Genomic DNA, 16236 nt, shown 5'->3' with positions numbered 1-16236 from the left:
GTAGAGGCATCCCACGCAGAGCATGGGAACGATCAAAACCTACAGGGGGCACTCAGGCGAGGCGCGGCACGGTGAAGCGGAATTCGCTGCCCTGCCCCGGCTCGCTCTCGGCGACGATCTGGCCGCCATGAGCTTCGACGATGCCTTGGGTGATGTACAAACCCAGGCCAGTGCCGGTCGGGTTGCCTTCCTTTATCGTCCAGTAGCGGTCGAACACATGCGGCAAGTGCTCCTTGGGAATGCCTTCGCCACTGTCACGCACGATAAACACGATCTCGTCGCCCACCGATTTCGCGTGCACGCCGACGGTGCCCATGCGCGGGGTGAATTTGATGGCGTTGCCCACCAGGTTCGACAGCACCTGAAACAACCGCTCAGGGTCGGCGTGGATGCGCAGGTCAGGATCGGCCTGGAAGGAAATGCTGATGTCCTTGTCATGGGCCAGCGGCGACAGCAACGCTTGGGCCTCTTCAAAGATGTGCCCGACCTCCAGCGCCTGCGGGGTGATCGAGTAGCGCCCGGCATCGATTTTCGAGGTATCGAGCAGGTCTTCCAGCAGCGTGTTCATCCGCGCCGTGGCCTGCTGCATGGTGTCGATTGCAGTGGAGATACGCCGCGAAGTGTGCGCGCCTTCCGAGCTGAAGGCTTTCTGCATCATGCCGCAGAGCATCGAAATCACCGTCATCGGGTTGCGTAGGTCGTGGGAAACCACCGCCACCAGATCATCGCGCGCCTGCACAGCCGCCTGCTCGCGACGTACCTGACGGGCCAGGTCGTTTTCCAGCGCCGAACGGCGCAGGTCATTGGCGGCGAACCGGTCACCGTGGCTCCACTTGGTGGAGATCCCGGCCATCTCGACCTTCCAGATTTCGAACGAGGTACGCGGACGCAGGCGCATCCCGGCGTCGGAGGTTTCCAGATCCAGCGGTTTGCGCGGATCGCCACTCCAGTTGATGTTTTCCTTCACTTCCGGACGGAACCACAGCACACCGTTGTCCACCGGTTTGGGCAGGCTCATGGCGAGCACACCGCTGGCCACAGACTGATACTGCGCCGCCGGCGGGTAAACGCTGGACAGGTGATGGCTGGCGAACACCGGCTCGCCGCGCGCCTGCAACCACTTGTGCAGCGCGCGAATTTCTTCCGGCGCCGGGCAGTTGCCGTAACGGTGCAATTGCTTGTCTTCGATGATCGCAATACCGCCGGCGTTGACCAGCGCCATCAGCGTTGCAGGCTGCTGGGCGAGGCCGTCGAAAACGTTCTGCGGCGAATCGATCATCGCCTGATTCAGCCGCGACAGCGCTTCGACCTTCTCTTCACGCTGGCGGGTCAGCTCAAGGGTTTCCATGGCACTGATCTGCAACGACAGAACCTGGCCGATGGTCTGGCAAGCCATGCGCAATTCATGCGGCACGTGCAGCGGCTGGCGGTTGCCGCAGCTGATCAGGCCCCAGAGCTTGTCGCCCTTGAGCAGGGAAATGCTCATCGACGACAGCACGCCCATGTTCTTCATGTACTGACAGTGAATCGGCGAGACGCTGCGCAGCGTGGCGAAACTGAGGTCCAGCGGCGTTTGCGTGTCCGGGCGCAGCTTCGGCACCAGTGGCACTGGCTGATAATCGGCGTTGGGGATGATCCGCAACCAGTTGGTGCGATACAGCTCGCGCGCCTGCTCGGGAATGTCCGAAGCCGGGAAGAACAGGCCATTGAACACTTCCATCGATGGATCGGACGCTTCGGCGATGACCTGACCGTGGCCCTCTTCCTCGAAGCGATAGATCAGCACCCGGTCGTAACCGGTCATCGCCTGGATTTCCTTGACGCTGATGTCGTACAGGGCCTGCAGCGTGGTCGCCGCTTGCAGGCGCTGGAGCATGCGGCCCAGGTGGGTATTGACCCCGGCGACGTTGCGCGGCTGGAAATTCTTCACATGAATTTCCAGCTCGAGAATCAGCACGCCCTGATGGCGGTGCAGCAAACCTTCGAATTCAGTGCCGTTGAGCTCGAATCGTAGCGGCGCCGCCTCGGAAAACGCTGTCTGCTGCAAGGCTTCGAGCACGTGCGCGGTGTGTTCGGCGCCGATCAGGCTGTGCAGCGGCTGGCCGATCAAGGATTCGGGCGCGCGGGCCAGCAGGGTTTCGACGTTGGCGCTGACCTGAATGATCTGCAGCGCAGGCTCGGTCAGGGTCAGCAGCAAACCATGGGGCTGGATCGCGCCAGGAAAGCGGATCGGCTCGTCGGCACAGTTGGCCAGCAGTTCTTCAAAGGCTTGTGGGTCTTGCGGGTTCATGCCAGTACCTCCTGGCGCTCGAGCCACTGCTCGAAACAGCTGAATGTGGTTTGTGCTGCGCTGACCACGGCCGCGCGTTCGCTGGCCGCCATGGGCCGGTTGCTCAGGTATTCGATGAACTCGCGCCAACGCCGCCCGGTGGCCGCGCCGTAGACATCGAGGAAGGCAGCGCCATTGTCGGCGTCCAGATTCAGCCGCGCGGCGATCTCCCGACGCAGGATCTGCCCGCCGAGAGTGGCGCCTTCGAGCACGTACAAAACGCCGAGACTGGCGGCGCTGGAGTCGATCACCGGCAAGTCCTCGCACAGCGGCAAATCATTGGTCGTCGCGCCCAGTGCGCGCAGGTCGGCGTGCAAGGTCTCGGCCTTCAAACGAGGCGTCAGATCGAAATCATCCGGGACAGCGCCACTGGCGAGCAACGCCCGTTCCAGCGGCTGATAAAAACCGTAATAGGCCGCCATCAAGCGCTCGAATGCGGGGGTATCGAGGGTATCGGTAAAAAAAGGAAGGCGTTTTTCCAGTGCGATGTGCAGTTCGGCTGTGCCGGCCCGCAGATCTTGCAGCACCGGTGGCACATAAACCTCACGGGCCTTTGCTTGCATGTAGATCGCTCTTGGTGGGACCCGGCAGGGGCCATTCTGGGTGGGCTCGACGTGGGGGGAATTTATCACGCCACGCGGCTTTTTCTGACTGCCGAAGCGTTTTTTCTGTCGAACTGCGACCCTATGACAGGTTCAGAGTGGCGCCGGATCAGAAAAGTTCGACCGACGCCATTATCCTGCCACTGCTGACCACCTCAATCAGCGCCGTCGTTCTGCACCGATGGGTCGCCGTTGGCCGGTACGCTGCTGTCGACAACGGGTTTCGAAGGATTGTTTTTTTCGGCCCCGGGATAACCGGGCAGACCGCGAGTATCGTCCGGCGTCATGACATCTTCGTTGTCACGGCTGACATCCCAGTCGGTGGTGGCGTTGGGATCTTCATCACGCCCGGCCGTGCCGATGGCGAAGCCGTCGTCGTTGGCATTGACGGTTTGCTCAAGCGCTTTGTCGTTGCTGGATGGGTTGCTCATGTCTGCCTCCAGAACACGTTGATCGGACTTGTTTGGAAACGCCTCGGCCGCTCAAGTGCAATGGACAAGACCAACGGTGCATTCGCGGGGCACTGGTCGCCTGGCGTGAACCACCGCAACGGCGCACGGTTCTCAAGAGAACCACTTGCTCGAGCACCGTCATGAGCCACCCGCGATTCGGCATTGAGGAAGAGTACTTTCTCACTGACCTGCAGAGCCTGCGCATGGTCGGCAGTCCGCCCCCACAGGCCATCGAGGCTTGCAGGGCGGCGCTGGGTGTGTGGTTTGCCACGGAGATGTTTCAGGGCCAGATCGAAGTGGCTTCGCCGGTGTTCAGCGACTTTGTGCACGCTGGCGATTTTCTCCGTGGCAGCCGTCAGGCCTTGGGTGCAGCCCTTGAACCGTTTGCTCTGGGCGTGCTCAGCGCCGGCAGTCATCCGCTGGCCGACTGGCGCGAGCAGGTTCCGACCGACGAGGAACATTTCCATCATCTGTTCGAGCGCTACGGCCATGTTGCCCGGCGCAGCGTGTTGTCGGGGCTGCATGTGCACGTCGAGGTGATCGAGCCGCTGGATCGCATCGCCGTGATGAACGAAGTCCTGCCGTGGACGCCGCTGCTGTTGGCGCTGAGTTGTTCGTCGCCGATCTGGGATGGCGCCGCCAGCGATTTCATGAGCTATCGGCAGACCGCGTGTGACGAGTGGCCACGCATGGGCATCCCGCCGCTGTTTGCCGATCAGCGCCATTACGACGAACACTTGGCGTTTCTCATGCGTATCGGCGCGATCAGCCAGCCCGGCGAGTGTTGGTGGGGCGTGCGCCCGGCCGCGCGTTTTCCGACCCTGGAACTGCGTATGACTGACGCTTGCCCTCGGGTCGAGGATGCGCTGACCCTTGCGGCGTTCTTTCGCGTTCTGGTGGCTCACGCCAGTGCGCAGCGGCGGCCAGGATTGCTCTATGACCAGACCGCACGTTCGATGCTGGAGGAAAATCGCTGGCGGGCCAAACATCAGGGGATTCATGCGCGCTTTTTGGTCGAAGGCATCGACGGCGACTGTTCGCTCGCGCAATGGCTGGAACTGGCCGAGCAGCGTTTTGCCGAAACGGCACAGGTATTGGGCGCGGCGCAGTTGTTCGAACGTGCCCGGGCGATCATCGACAGCGGCACCAGCGCCGATCGGCAACTGGCGCTGTTCAATCTGGCGTCTGAACAACCGCAAAACGGCCGTTCGGCCCTCGGGCAAGTGGCCGAGCTGCTGCTTCAGGAAACCGCTGGCTGATCGCTCTCGGACGGGCCTTTGAGTTCGACCTGATTGCCGTCCGGGTCGAAACAGTAAAGCGACAAGCCGTAACCCTCGGCGCCAAAACGCCTGGCGGCTTGTTCAACGGTCAGCCCGAACGATTGCAGATGGGCGATGAGCGCGGCTTCGTCGAACGGCTCTATGCGCAGACAGAAGTGATCGACGTTGCGCTTGTGCGCATCAGCGGCGCCGCCGCCCTTGCGCCCGAGTTCGCCCGCCAAATCAACGAGATCGATCATCGACGTACCGGCCCGCAGGTGCACCAGCCCCAGCGGCTGGTTATGCCTGACCACTTCGGCGCCAAACACCCTGGCGTAGAAATCGATGCTGCGCTGCAGGTCGGCGACGCGCAGGACGATATGATCGATGTGCTGAATGGAAAAGGGATGCATGAGTTGGCTTCCTCGAAAGCGGCGACCCGCTCATTGTGCTGCACAAGGGAAAAAATTCACTGTCGATTTTTCGGTGGAGCCATCGACAAAGCGGATTTACTCTCACGTCATGAACATACCAGCCGCTGTCCTGCCGCCCCACGCCGAAATGGTTCGCGCCATGCTCGAGCGCGACACTGCCTATGAAGGCGTGTTCTTCACCGCCGTGAAAACCACCGGGATCTTTTGCCGCCCCAGTTGCACGGCGCGCAAGCCGAAACCGGAAAACGTCGAATTCTTCGCCCACGCCGACGAATGCCTGTGCGCCGGTTATCGCGCCTGCCTGCGCTGCAAACCGCTGGACGCGGCAGCCATTGCCCCGGACTGGGTGCAGCGCCTGCTCAACGCGGTGGACGCCGATCCCGAACGGCGCTGGAGCGATGCGCAATTGCTCGCCGAGGGCATCGAACCGCTGAAACTGCGGCGCTGGTTCAAGCAGCATTTTGGCATGACCTTCCACGCCTGGCTGCGCACACGGCGCCTCGGCATGGCCCTGGGCGGGATCAGGCAAGGCACGTCGATCGATCACGCGGCGTTCGACTCCGGCTACGAGTCGCTCAGCGGTTTTCGCGATGCGTTTCAGAAGTCCTTCCACATCACCCCGGGCCGCGCGGCCAATAGTGAACCGTTGCTGTTCACCCGCCTGACCACGCCGCTGGGGCCAATGATCGCCATGGCCGAGCGCCGTGGGCTGGTGTTGTTGGAATTTCTCGATCGCCCGGCGCTGACCCGTGAAGTTGAAGCGCTGCAAAACCGTTACGGCTACGCGATTGCACCGGGGCATAACGCCCACTTGCAGCAGATCGAGGTGCAACTGGCGGATTACTTTGCCGGCAGACTCACTCAGTTCAGCGTGCCGCTGCACCTGCCCGGCAGCGCTTTTGCCCGTGAGGTGTGGGCGGCGCTGCTGCAAATTCCCTATGGCCACACCAGCACGTACGGCGCCATCGCGGCAGGCCTGGGCAAACCCGGCGCCAGCCGTGCCGTCGGGCTGGCCAACGGGCACAATCGGCTGTCGATCGTGGTGCCGTGCCACCGAGTGATCGGCGCAGACGGTTCGCTGACCGGTTATGGTGGCGGACAACCGCGCAAGGCGTTCCTGCTCAGGCTGGAAAACGCCGCGCTGCAAATGACTCAACAATTGGCTTTTTGAGCCATGCGATCCAACGCGCAAACAGGGATTTCGATGAGTACGTCCGTATCACCGCAACATGGCTGACACGTATGAGATGGCCAGCGCTTTTCTGGCCGCGATAGACGCTGATTGGCTGCGCCATGTCAGCGCCGTCGGCCCGTGCCTGCATCAACCACATCCAGCGCGCGACCCGTATGAATCGCTAGTACGGGCGATTGCCTATCAGCAACTGCACGCCAAGGCCGGCGATGCGATCCTTGGGCGTTTAGTGGGGTTGTTTCCCGGTCAGGTGTTTCCACGCCCGGAGCAGATTCTCGCGACTGAGGTCGAGCGACTGCGTGCTTGTGGCTTTTCAGCGAGCAAGATTGCGACGATTCAAGGGATCGCCCAGGCGACGCTGGACGGCGTGGTGCCGGATTACCCGACTGCACGGGCGATGGACGATGAAACCCTGATCGAACGCCTGACCAGTTTGCGCGGTGTCGGCCGCTGGACCGTGGAGATGCTGTTGATCTACAGCCTCGAACGCATGGACATCCTGCCGGCGGATGATTTTGGCGTGCGTGAGGGATATCGGCGCTTGAAGGGACTGGAGGTGCAGCCGACGCGCAAACAGATGATCGGGATTGGCCAGGCGTGGAAGCCTTATCGGACGGTCGCGGCCTGGTATCTGTGGCGCGTGGCCAAGGCTTAGACCGCATTATCGTTCTTCGCGAGCAGGCTCGCTCCCACACTGAATCAGCGTTCGGCGCTCTGTTTCCGCGCTCCCAGGGTGAGGGGAAAATCGAACTGTCGCTGCAAATCCTCAGCCTTGAGAATCTCGAATAACGCCTGCGCCGCCGCCGACAGGTCATTGCCCGGCTCGGTCAACACACCAATCGCCCGCTCCACAGAATCATTCAAGGTCAGGCAATGCGCACCGAGCTCGCACATTTGCCCCGCGCACAATGCCGGCACCGCGCTGACCCCAAGCCCGCTGGCAACCATTCGCCCGACCGTTGCCAATTGATGACTCTCGAACTCCACCGGCAACTTCATTCCGCGCGCCTGCAAATGCTCTTCCAGCATCACCCGCACCGTTGATGGCCGCTGCAGGGTGATGAACGGTTGCTCCAGCAAGGTCTGCCAATCGATGTCGGCGCGACCGGCCAGCGCTGAATCGGCCGGCACCACGGCGACAAAGCGATCGACATACAAAGGCGTGAATGTCATCGACGTGCTCTGCATCGGCGCGAACGCCACACCGAGTTCAACCTGACGATCGCGGACCATTTCCAGCACTTGCTCGTTGATCACGTCGTTGACCGTCACGTTGACGTTCGGATAACGCGCGCGAAAGCTTTTGAGGATCGGCGGCAGCAGATTGCCGGCAAATGACGGCATCGCCGCCAGCGTCACGCGTCCGCGCTGCAGGCTGAAACGCTGGCGCATTTCGTCTTCGGCATTGTCCCAGTCGGCGATCAAGCGGCGCGCCAGCGGCAGCAGGGACTCGCCTTCCGGGGTCAACGCCACGTTACGCGTGTTACGGCTGAACAGACGCCCTCCCAGGCCCTCTTCCAGCGCCTTGATGGTCAGGCTGAGCGCTGACTGCGACAGGTGGAGACGCTCGCAGGCCACAGCAAAACTGAGGCTGTGAGCCACGGCGAGAAAGGCCCGGATCTGTTTGATGGTCATGGTCGCTTTGCTCCAGTTGCAAGCTGCAAGCGTCAAGCTGCAAGCCGTGATGCGATGGCCCTGATCGTTCCCACGCTCCTGCGTGGGAATGCAGCCCGTGACGCTCCGCGTTACTGGACGCGGAGCGTCCCTGGAGGCATTCCCACGCGGAGCGTGGGAACGATCATCGCCGAACGCGTATTGGTGAGATTTATCAATCAATCCACCTTAAAAATCAACTTAACAAATATATCCAGCAGAGAGACACTCCAGTCATTCGGCTAGCCAGCCGCCCGCAAATAATAAAAGAGGTGCCTATGGCAGGTTTCGACAAGCGTGTGTATTCCTACGAGGAAGCGATGGCCGGGCTGGAAGACGGCATGACAGTCATCGCCGGCGGCTTTGGTCTGTGCGGCATTCCGGAAAACCTGATCGCCGAGATCAAGCGCAAGGGCACCCGTGACCTCACCGTGGTTTCCAACAACTGCGGCGTTGATGGTTTCGGCCTTGGCGTGCTGCTCACCGACCGCCAGATCAGCAAAGTCATCGCCTCCTACGTCGGCGAGAACAAACTGTTTGAAGAGCAACTGCTCAAGGGCGAGATCGAAGTCATCCTTACCCCGCAAGGCACCCTCGCCGAGAAGATGCGCGCAGGCGGCGCCGGCATTCCGGCGTTCTTCACCGCCACTGGCGTTGGCACCCCGGTTGCTGAAGGCAAGGAAGTGCGCGAGTTCAAGGGGCGCAAATACCTGATGGAAGAATCCATCACCGGCGATTTCGCCATCGTCAAAGGCTGGAAGGCCGACCACTTCGGTAACGTCGTTTACCGTCACACCGCGCAGAATTTCAACCCGCTGGCCGCTACCGCCGGCAAGATCACCGTGGTCGAAGTCGAAGAAATCGTCGAGCCCGGCGAACTCGACCCGACGCAGATCCACACCCCGGGCATCTACGTCGATCGAGTCATTTGCGGCACGTTCGAAAAACGCATCGAACAGCGCACCATCCGCAAATAATTCAGGCCTACGGAGAACAACAACATGGCACTTACCCGCGAACAAATGGCTCAGCGCGTCGCCCGCGAAATGCAGGACGGCTACTACGTCAACCTCGGCATCGGCATTCCGACCCTGGTCGCCAACTACATCCCCGATGGCATGGAAGTCATGCTGCAATCGGAAAACGGTCTGCTCGGCATGGGTCCGTTCCCGACCGAAGAAACCATCGATGCCGACATGATCAACGCCGGCAAACAAACGGTGACTGCAAGGATCGGCGCGTCGATCTTCAATTCCGCCGAATCCTTCGCGATGATCCGCGGCGGCCATGTCGACCTGACCGTGCTCGGCGCTTTCGAAGTGGATGTGGAAGGCAACATCGCTTCGTGGATGATCCCCGGCAAACTGGTCAAGGGCATGGGCGGCGCGATGGATCTGGTGGCCGGCGCCGACAACATCATTGTCATCATGACCCACGCCTCGAAGGATGGTGAGTCCAAGCTGCTGGCCAAATGCAGCCTGCCGCTGACCGGTGCCGGCTGCATCAAGCGCGTGCTGACCGACCTCGCGTATCTGGAAATCGAAAATGGCGCTTTTGTCCTCAAGGAACGCGCACCTGGCGTCAGTGTTGAGGAAATCGTCGCCAAAACCGCTGGTAAACTGATCGTCCCGGATCACGTACCGGAAATGCAGTTCGCTGCCCAGTGAGGAATTCGAAAATGCAAGACGTCGTCATTGTTGCCGCCACGCGTACTGCGATCGGCAGTTTTCAGGGCTCCCTGGCCAATGTATCCGCAGTAGACCTGGGCGCGGCGGTGATCCGCCAGTTGCTCGAGCAGACCGGCCTCGACGGTGCGCAGGTCGATGAAGTGATCATGGGCCAGGTGCTCACCGCTGGCGCTGGCCAGAACCCGGCACGTCAAGCCGCAATCAAGGCTGGCCTGCCCCACGCCGTACCGGCCATGACCCTGAACAAGGTTTGCGGTTCCGGCCTCAAGGCTCTGCACCTGGGCGCGCAAGCGATCCGTTGCGGCGACGCCGAGGTGATCATCGCCGGCGGTCAGGAAAACATGAGCCTGTCCAACTACATCATGCCGGGTGCGCGCACCGGTCTGCGCATGGGCCACGCGCAAATCGTCGACACCATGATCAGCGATGGCCTGTGGGATGCGTTCAACGATTACCACATGGGCATCACTGCCGAGAATCTGGTCGACAAATACCAGATCAGCCGCGAACAGCAGGACGCCTTCGCTGCCGCTTCCCAGCAGAAAGCTGCCGCTGCGATCGAGGCCGGGCGCTTCGTTGATGAAATCACGCCGATCCTGATCCCGCAGCGCAAAGGCGATCCGGTCGCGTTCAAGGTCGACGAGCAGCCACGCGGCGATACCACCGCACAATCTCTGGCGAAACTGCGTCCGGCGTTCAAAAAGGACGGCAGCGTCACCGCAGGCAACGCCTCGTCGCTGAACGACGGTGCCGCCGCCGTGATTCTGATGAGTGCCGAGAAAGCCAAGTCGCTGGGCCTGCCGGTTCTGGCCAGGATTGCCGCCTACGCCAACGCTGGCGTCGACCCGGCGATCATGGGCATCGGCCCGGTATCGGCGACCCGCCGCTGCCTGGACAAGGCCGGCTGGAACATCGACCAGCTCGACCTGATTGAAGCCAACGAAGCGTTCGCTGCGCAATCGCTGGCCGTGGCCAAAGACCTGCAATGGGATCTGGACAAGGTCAACGTCAACGGCGGCGCCATCGCCCTCGGCCACCCGATCGGCGCATCAGGTTGCCGCGTGCTGGTGACATTGCTGCACGAAATGCTCAAGCGCGATGCGAAAAAAGGTCTGGCGACCTTGTGCATCGGCGGCGGTCAGGGCGTGGCTTTGGCGCTGGAACGCGGCTGATACGGAGTTCAAGGTTGACGGCGGATCCACGACATCCGCTGTTGGCTGGCAACAAAAAACCCGGTGCGATTTGCGTTGCACCGGGTTTCTTTTTGCCTGTCTACAATCGGTGGTGAATGTTCTGGCCCCTTCGCGAGCAGGCTCGCTCCCACATTCTGCAACGCATTTCCCTGTGGGAGCGAGCCTGCTCGCGAAAGCGCTTGTTCAGGCGCCAACCACTCAAGGCTTGCGCAACAGATAGGTATCCATGATCCAGCCATGCTCCGCTCGCGCCGCCTTGCGCACCCGTTCGATCTCATCGGCCACTTCCGCCAGCCGGCCGCTGAGCAGTATCTCGTCCGGCGTGCCCAGGTAAGCGCCCCAGAAAATCTCGGTCTGCCGATCCGCCACCCGCTGGTACGAATCCTCGGCATCGAGCATTACCACCAGACTGTCCGCTTCACTCACCTGCCCCGCCGCCAATCGCCGGCCTGTGGTGATTTCTACTGAGCGACCAATCGTGTTCAAAGGTATTTTGTGCTGCGCAGCCAAGGCTTGAACACTGGTAATCCCGGGGATGACTTCATAGTCGAATTCACAGCGGCCTGATGCCTGAATCGCCTGAAGAATCCGCAATGTGCTGTCGTATAACGCCGGATCGCCCCAGATCAGGAATCCGCCGCACTGGCCGTCGGACAATTCTTCATTGATCAGCCGTTCGAAGGTCTGCTGCTTGGCGAGGTTCAGTGCATCGACGCTCGCCCTGTAGTCGACATCGCCGCGCTCGCGCTCCGGACTGCTGGCTTCGACAAAGCGATAAGCGTGGTCAGTGATGTAGCGCTCGCAGATCTCGCGGCGCAGATCGATCAGCGTCTGCTTGCTCTGGCCTTTATCCAGCAAAAAGAACACATCGACCCGATTCAGCGCTTTCACCGCCTGCATCGTGATGTAGTCCGGATTGCCGGCGCCAATGCCGATGACCAGCAGCTGTTTCATCAGAATTCCTCGTCAAGGGCCATGCCCGGCAAGCGTAGCCGCCAGATGCCATTGAAGCGCAAGTCGATCATCGCCAGTGGCTCGATGTCGATTGCATTGAACGCCGCGCCTTGCAGCACCTGCATCAGCGCCGCGCGCATGACGAACGGATGGGTGACTGCCACTACATGTCCAGGGGTTTCGGCGATGGAGTCCAGCCACATTGAGACCCGCTGCGTCAGTTGCCTGACCGATTCGCCGCCATGGGGTGCGGCTTCAGGATCGGCTAGCCAGGCTTGCACAGCCTGGTTTTCATTGGCTTGCAGATCCTTGATCGATTGGCCGTGCCAGCGTCCCCAATCGCAATCGCGCAGGGCTTGATCAATCTGCGCATCGACGCCAAACCACGCTGCCGTTTGCCGGGTACGCAGCTCAGGCGCGCAAATCAGTCGCCGTGGCGGGGCGAATCGCGCCCTCCACGCGTCAGAAGCTAAATGCAACTCTTCAACAGGCTCGTTCGTAGGAAAACGCGCCAGTTTCTGTGCGATGGTTCGCGCATGGCAAATCAGTGTCAAACGGCTACTTGGCACAAGCAGGTTCTCGGTCGAAAGATAAAACAAACAATGGCACACAGCCGATACGCGTCGCATTGTGCCGTAAAACCTCGGCGTTCAGGGCTGTCACCGGCCCGTCGCTGAGCTTGGGATAGGCAATGTCTGACACAACAATTGGCAAAGGACTACAACAGCGCGTTACTTCGACGTAGCCCTTATTACACGGGCACCTTGCACACTTTTGGTGCTCAGAAAACCTGTACAAAAATTAGCTAGACATGTAGCACCCATTACATAAATACTCGTTTAACGGAATGTGAAACAAATTCGACACCCCATCCAGCAGGAGCCCGGATGCCCCCTCTCAGAGACCTGATCACCGATCCCGGCCTGGACCTGACGCCGTCGGAGCGCAAAGTCGTTCGCGCCCTGCTTGATCAGTATCCGCGCAACGGTCTCGGGCCTATGGCGCGACTGGCCGAACATGCCGGTGTCAGCGATCCGACCATCGTGCGTCTGGTGAAAAAGCTCGGTTTCGGCGGTTATGCCGAATTCCAGGAAGCCCTGCTCAGCGACATGGACCATCGCCTGCGTTCACCGCGCACACTGTTGCAGCCGCGCTCGCAGCAGAACAAGGACGATGCCTGGGCGCATTACCTGGCCGACAGCCAGCGTTTACTGGTCGACACCCAAGCCCTGACCCAGCCTGAAGACGTGCGCATCCTCGTGGAATGGCTGCTCGACAGCCGCCATCAGGTCTACTGTTTCGGTGGCCGCTTCAGCATTCTGCTGGCCAATTACCTGCTCAACCATTTGCGTCTGCTGCGTCCCGGCTGTTTCGCCCTGGAAGATAACGCGCTGCTGCCTGACCGCTTGTTCGACCTGCAACGTCAGGACGTGGTGCTGGTGTTCGACTACCGGCGCTACCAGACCCAGGCTTTGCGCGTTGCGCAGGCGGCGAAGAACAACAACGCGCGAGTGGTGTTGTTCACCGATGTCTACGCCTCGCCGCTGCGCGAATTGGCCGACCTGATCATCAGCGCGCCGGTGGAATCGGCGTCGCCGTTCGACACCATGGTGCCGGCGCTGGCGCAGGTCGAGGCGTTGATTGCCTGCCTGACCTTGCGCGTGCCGGACCCGGCCGATCGCCTGGAAGGCATCGATGCCCTGCGCAACGATTTTGCGACTCACCTGCTGGAGGACAAATAAGGATGTTCAGCCTTCCCCACCGCTCGCCACGGGACCTGCCGTTTGCGACCGACCACACCGCTTTGTTGCTGGTGGACATGCAGCGCGCCTGGCTCGAACCGCAATTCGACCCACACCTGAGCGGCGCGGATGCCGAGTATTTTCTCCAGCGCACGCGCAGCCAGGTGGTACCCAACCAACAGCGCCTGCTCGGCGCCTTTCGCCAGGCGCAGCAGAACGTACTGCACACGATTATCGAAAGCCTGACCGCCGACGGTCGCGACCGCTCGCTGGATCACAAACTGTCTGACATGCACTTGCCCAAGGGCAGCGTGCAGGCTCAGGTCATCGCTGAACTGACCCCGACCGAAAACGAAATCGTGCTGCCGAAGACCTCCTCCGGGGTGTTCAACTCGACCAACATCGATTACGTGCTGCGCAATCTGCAAACCCGGCATCTGATCATCGCCGGCATCGTCACCGACCAATGTGTGGACATGGCCGTGCGCGACGCCGCCGACCGTGGTTATCTGGTGACGCTGGTAGAAGACGCCTGCGCCACTTACAGCGCCGAACGCCATCACGCCTGCCTCAACGCGATCAAGGGTTACTGCTGGATCACCGACACCGACACCGTGCTCGGTCGTCTGCGGGAGATGCAGCCATGAGCCCGCGCCTGACCCCGTTGCCGATGACCACACTGGTCACCACCGACCTGATCGGCATCACCCGGGGCCGCTCGTTTCCTAGCGATGAGCTGGAGCATTACCAGGCGGCGGGTTGCGGCTGGGTCCCCGCCAACAGCGCGTTGACGCCGCAGGACATCATCGCTTCGAGCAGTCCGTGGGGCGCGTACGGCGACCTGCGGCTGATTCCGGATCTGAGCAGCCGCGTCACTGTCGGCAGCGGCCCGGACGCCAATGCGCCGGTGCTGGATTTCATCCATTCCGATATTCGCGAGACTGACGGTCAGGCGTGGGGCGCCTGCCCACGCACATTGCTGCGCGATGAAATCGAGCGCTATCACGATGAGTTGGGGCTGCAGGTCAACGCCGCCTTCGAACATGAATTCAACCTGCACGCAGGCATTGCCGAACACGCGGCGTTCTCTCTCGAAGCGCAGCGCCAGGGCGCCGAATTCGGCGGCTGGCTGCTCAGTGCCCTGCGCGCCGGCGGGGTCGAGCCGGAAATGTTTCTGCCGGAATACGGCAAGCACCAATACGAAATCACCTGCCGCCCGACTCTTGGCGTAGCGGCGGCGGATCGTGCGGTCAACGTGCGCGAAATCACCCGGGAAATCGCCCGGCAAATGGGCCTCGACCTGAGTTTTGCGCCGAAGACTGCCGCCGAGGCGGTGTGCAACGGTGTGCACCTGCACGTCAGCCTGCTCGACCTGGCCGGCCAGCCGATGTTGTACGACGCCGGCACCAGCAACGGCCTGTCGAGCATCGGCCAGCATTGGGCTGCCGGAGTCCTGCATTTTCTACCGGCGCTGTGCGCGTTCACCGCGCCGACGCCGCTGTCCTACCAGCGTTTGCAGCCGCACCACTGGAGCGCGTCGTATGCGTGTCTGGGGCAGCAGAACCGTGAAGCGGCGCTGCGCATCTGCCCGACCGTGACCCTGGGGGGTAAATCCGCTGCGCAGCAGTTCAACCTGGAATTCCGCGCCATGGACGCCACCGCCTCGCCGCATCTGGCCATGGCCGCGCTGCTGATTGCCGGGCGGCTGGGCATCGAACAACGTCTGGCGCTGAACGCGATCACCGATGAAATTCCCGATTCACTCAACGACGAGCAACGCAAGGCCCGGGGCATCGTCGCCCTGCCCGCCTCGCTGGCTCAGGCGCTGGATTGCCTGCGTGACAGTGCAGCCTTCAATGAATGGCTGCCCAAGCCGTTGCTCGACACGTATTACGCCCTGAAAACCGAGGAACTGGCGCTGACGGAACAGCTCTCGCCCGCTGACTTGTGTGAGCACTATGCACGCCTGTACTGAATCCGCTGAGCTGGGGTTGTATACCCGCCCGGTCTACAACCTGAGCCGCGAGGACTCGACGAATCCGTTGATCCTCGTGTGCGAACACGCCAGTCGCTACATCCCCGACGCCCTGAACAATCTGGGCCTGGACGAGGCGGCCGCACGCGAACATATCGCTTGGGACATCGGCGCGCTGCAACTGGCTGAACAGTTGTCGGAACAACTCGGCGCCACGTTGCTCAGCGCCAATTATTCACGGCTGCTGATCGACCTCAACCGCCCGCGCCATGCCCTGGACAGCATCCCGCTGCAGAGCGAGATCTACCCGATACCCGGCAATCGCGAGCTGGATGAGGCGACCCGCGAGTACCGGCGCCAGACGTTGTTCAAACCGTTTCATGCGCGCTTGCAGATGTTGATCGACGAGCGCATTGCCAAAGGTCTGCCGGTGCGGGTGGTCGGTATTCACAGTTTCACCCCGGTGTATTACGGCCAGCCGCGACCACTGGAAGTCGGCGTGTTGTTCGGCCAGGCCCAGGACTATGCTCAGCGCCTGCTCGACGGGTTGCAAGCGCACCCGCTGAAAGTCGCGGGCAACCAGCCGTACAAAATTGACCCGCTGGGCGATATGACCGTGCCTGTGCACGGTGATGCCAGGGGCCTTGAGGCGGTGCTGATCGAGGTGCGCAATGATCTGCTGCGCAGCCCCGAAGCGGTTTCGCGCTGGGCAGGTTACCTCGCACCTTTGCTGTAAACGATGGACCGATAAAACATAAACCGA

17 protein-coding genes are annotated in these 16236 nt (G+C 61.5%); 10 read left to right on the top strand and 7 right to left on the bottom strand.

Going from position 1 to position 16236, the window contains the following annotated elements:
• Positions 1-52 precede the first annotated feature (52 nt).
• The 3 genes from AB4N85_RS05495 to AB4N85_RS05485 form a co-directional block, all read right to left on the bottom strand.
• Complete coding sequence (locus AB4N85_RS05495) at positions 53-2290, bottom strand: ATP-binding protein (protein ID WP_056784641.1); 2238 nt, start codon at positions 2288-2290, stop codon at positions 53-55.
• Positions 2287-2892, bottom strand: coding sequence for a biliverdin-producing heme oxygenase (locus AB4N85_RS05490; RefSeq protein ID WP_041478637.1), 606 nt, complete (start codon positions 2890-2892; stop codon positions 2287-2289). Before AB4N85_RS05490 ends, AB4N85_RS05495 begins: the two co-directional genes overlap by 4 nt.
• A 194-nt stretch (positions 2893-3086) precedes the next feature.
• Entirely contained in the window at positions 3087-3362 is a 276-nt protein-coding gene (locus tag AB4N85_RS05485; protein WP_252869199.1) for a hypothetical protein, read from the bottom strand.
• Positions 3363-3523: 161 nt separating this feature from the next.
• Between AB4N85_RS05485 and AB4N85_RS05480 the strand changes: the two genes are divergently transcribed.
• Entirely contained in the window at positions 3524-4642 is a 1119-nt protein-coding gene (locus tag AB4N85_RS05480; protein WP_252869198.1) for a carboxylate-amine ligase, read from the top strand.
• Here the strand turns inward: AB4N85_RS05480 and AB4N85_RS05475 are convergent.
• Entirely contained in the window at positions 4624-5055 is a 432-nt protein-coding gene (locus AB4N85_RS05475) for a VOC family protein (RefSeq protein WP_252869197.1), read from the bottom strand. The genes AB4N85_RS05480 and AB4N85_RS05475 overlap by 19 nt on opposite strands.
• 109 nt (positions 5056-5164) lie before the next feature.
• Between AB4N85_RS05475 and AB4N85_RS05470 the strand changes: the two genes are divergently transcribed.
• Positions 5165-6247 (top strand): bifunctional transcriptional activator/DNA repair enzyme AdaA, encoded by a 1083-nt coding sequence (locus tag AB4N85_RS05470; RefSeq protein ID WP_252869196.1) that lies wholly within the window; start codon positions 5165-5167, stop codon positions 6245-6247.
• 58 nt (positions 6248-6305) lie between these two features.
• Complete coding sequence (locus tag AB4N85_RS05465; RefSeq protein ID WP_252869195.1) at positions 6306-6923, top strand: DNA-3-methyladenine glycosylase family protein; 618 nt, start codon at positions 6306-6308, stop codon at positions 6921-6923.
• A 44-nt stretch (positions 6924-6967) separates the two neighbouring features.
• Here AB4N85_RS05465 and AB4N85_RS05460 read toward each other — a convergent pair whose 3' ends face one another.
• Positions 6968-7903 carry a LysR family transcriptional regulator gene (locus AB4N85_RS05460; protein WP_252869194.1) on the bottom strand — a complete coding sequence of 312 codons (936 nt, stop codon included), beginning with the start codon at positions 7901-7903 and terminating at the stop codon, positions 6968-6970.
• Between the two features lie 296 nt (positions 7904-8199).
• Here AB4N85_RS05460 and AB4N85_RS05455 point away from each other — a divergent pair, with 296 nt between their 5' ends.
• From AB4N85_RS05455 to AB4N85_RS05445, 3 genes are read left to right on the top strand one after another with little or no spacing between them, the layout of a single operon-like run.
• The gene (locus tag AB4N85_RS05455) at positions 8200-8898 is read left to right on the top strand and encodes a CoA transferase subunit A (RefSeq protein ID WP_016774135.1); all 699 of its coding nucleotides are present in this window, start codon (positions 8200-8202) and stop codon (positions 8896-8898) included.
• 24 nt (positions 8899-8922) lie between these two features.
• Entirely contained in the window at positions 8923-9588 is a 666-nt protein-coding gene (locus AB4N85_RS05450) for a CoA transferase subunit B (protein WP_150742753.1), read from the top strand.
• A gap of 11 nt (positions 9589-9599) precedes the next feature.
• Positions 9600-10781 (top strand): acetyl-CoA C-acetyltransferase, encoded by a 1182-nt coding sequence (locus tag AB4N85_RS05445; protein ID WP_252869193.1) that lies wholly within the window; start codon positions 9600-9602, stop codon positions 10779-10781.
• A 219-nt stretch (positions 10782-11000) separates the two neighbouring features.
• Here the strand turns inward: AB4N85_RS05445 and cobF are convergent, their stop codons facing one another.
• Positions 11001-11756 carry a precorrin-6A synthase (deacetylating) gene (gene cobF / locus AB4N85_RS05440; RefSeq protein WP_252869192.1) on the bottom strand — a complete coding sequence of 252 codons (756 nt, stop codon included), beginning with the start codon at positions 11754-11756 and terminating at the stop codon, positions 11001-11003.
• Entirely contained in the window at positions 11756-12385 is a 630-nt protein-coding gene (locus tag AB4N85_RS05435; protein ID WP_371857494.1) for a histidine phosphatase family protein, read from the bottom strand. The genes cobF and AB4N85_RS05435 overlap by 1 nt, the downstream gene beginning before the upstream one ends.
• Before the next feature lie 258 nt (positions 12386-12643).
• Here AB4N85_RS05435 and AB4N85_RS05430 point away from each other — a divergent pair, with 258 nt between their 5' ends.
• The 4 genes from AB4N85_RS05430 to AB4N85_RS05415 are packed head-to-tail and all read left to right on the top strand — an operon-like array spanning position 12644 to position 16209.
• Positions 12644-13498 (top strand): MurR/RpiR family transcriptional regulator, encoded by an 855-nt coding sequence (locus AB4N85_RS05430; RefSeq protein WP_095179557.1) that lies wholly within the window; start codon positions 12644-12646, stop codon positions 13496-13498.
• A 2-nt stretch (positions 13499-13500) separates the two neighbouring features.
• Positions 13501-14145 (top strand): cysteine hydrolase family protein, encoded by a 645-nt coding sequence (locus AB4N85_RS05425; RefSeq protein ID WP_252869191.1) that lies wholly within the window; start codon positions 13501-13503, stop codon positions 14143-14145.
• Entirely contained in the window at positions 14142-15473 is a 1332-nt protein-coding gene (locus AB4N85_RS05420; protein ID WP_252869190.1) for a type I glutamate--ammonia ligase, read from the top strand. Before AB4N85_RS05425 ends, AB4N85_RS05420 begins: the two co-directional genes overlap by 4 nt.
• Complete coding sequence (locus AB4N85_RS05415) at positions 15457-16209, top strand: N-formylglutamate amidohydrolase (RefSeq protein WP_252869189.1); 753 nt, start codon at positions 15457-15459, stop codon at positions 16207-16209. The genes AB4N85_RS05420 and AB4N85_RS05415 overlap by 17 nt, the downstream gene beginning before the upstream one ends.
• Positions 16210-16236: the final 27 nt, after the last annotated feature.

The sequence above is a fragment of the Pseudomonas sp. H1_G08 genome (genome assembly GCF_054681355.1).
The sequence above is the reverse complement of the archived record's forward strand: the minus strand, read 5'-3'. Positions and strand labels throughout refer to the sequence as shown.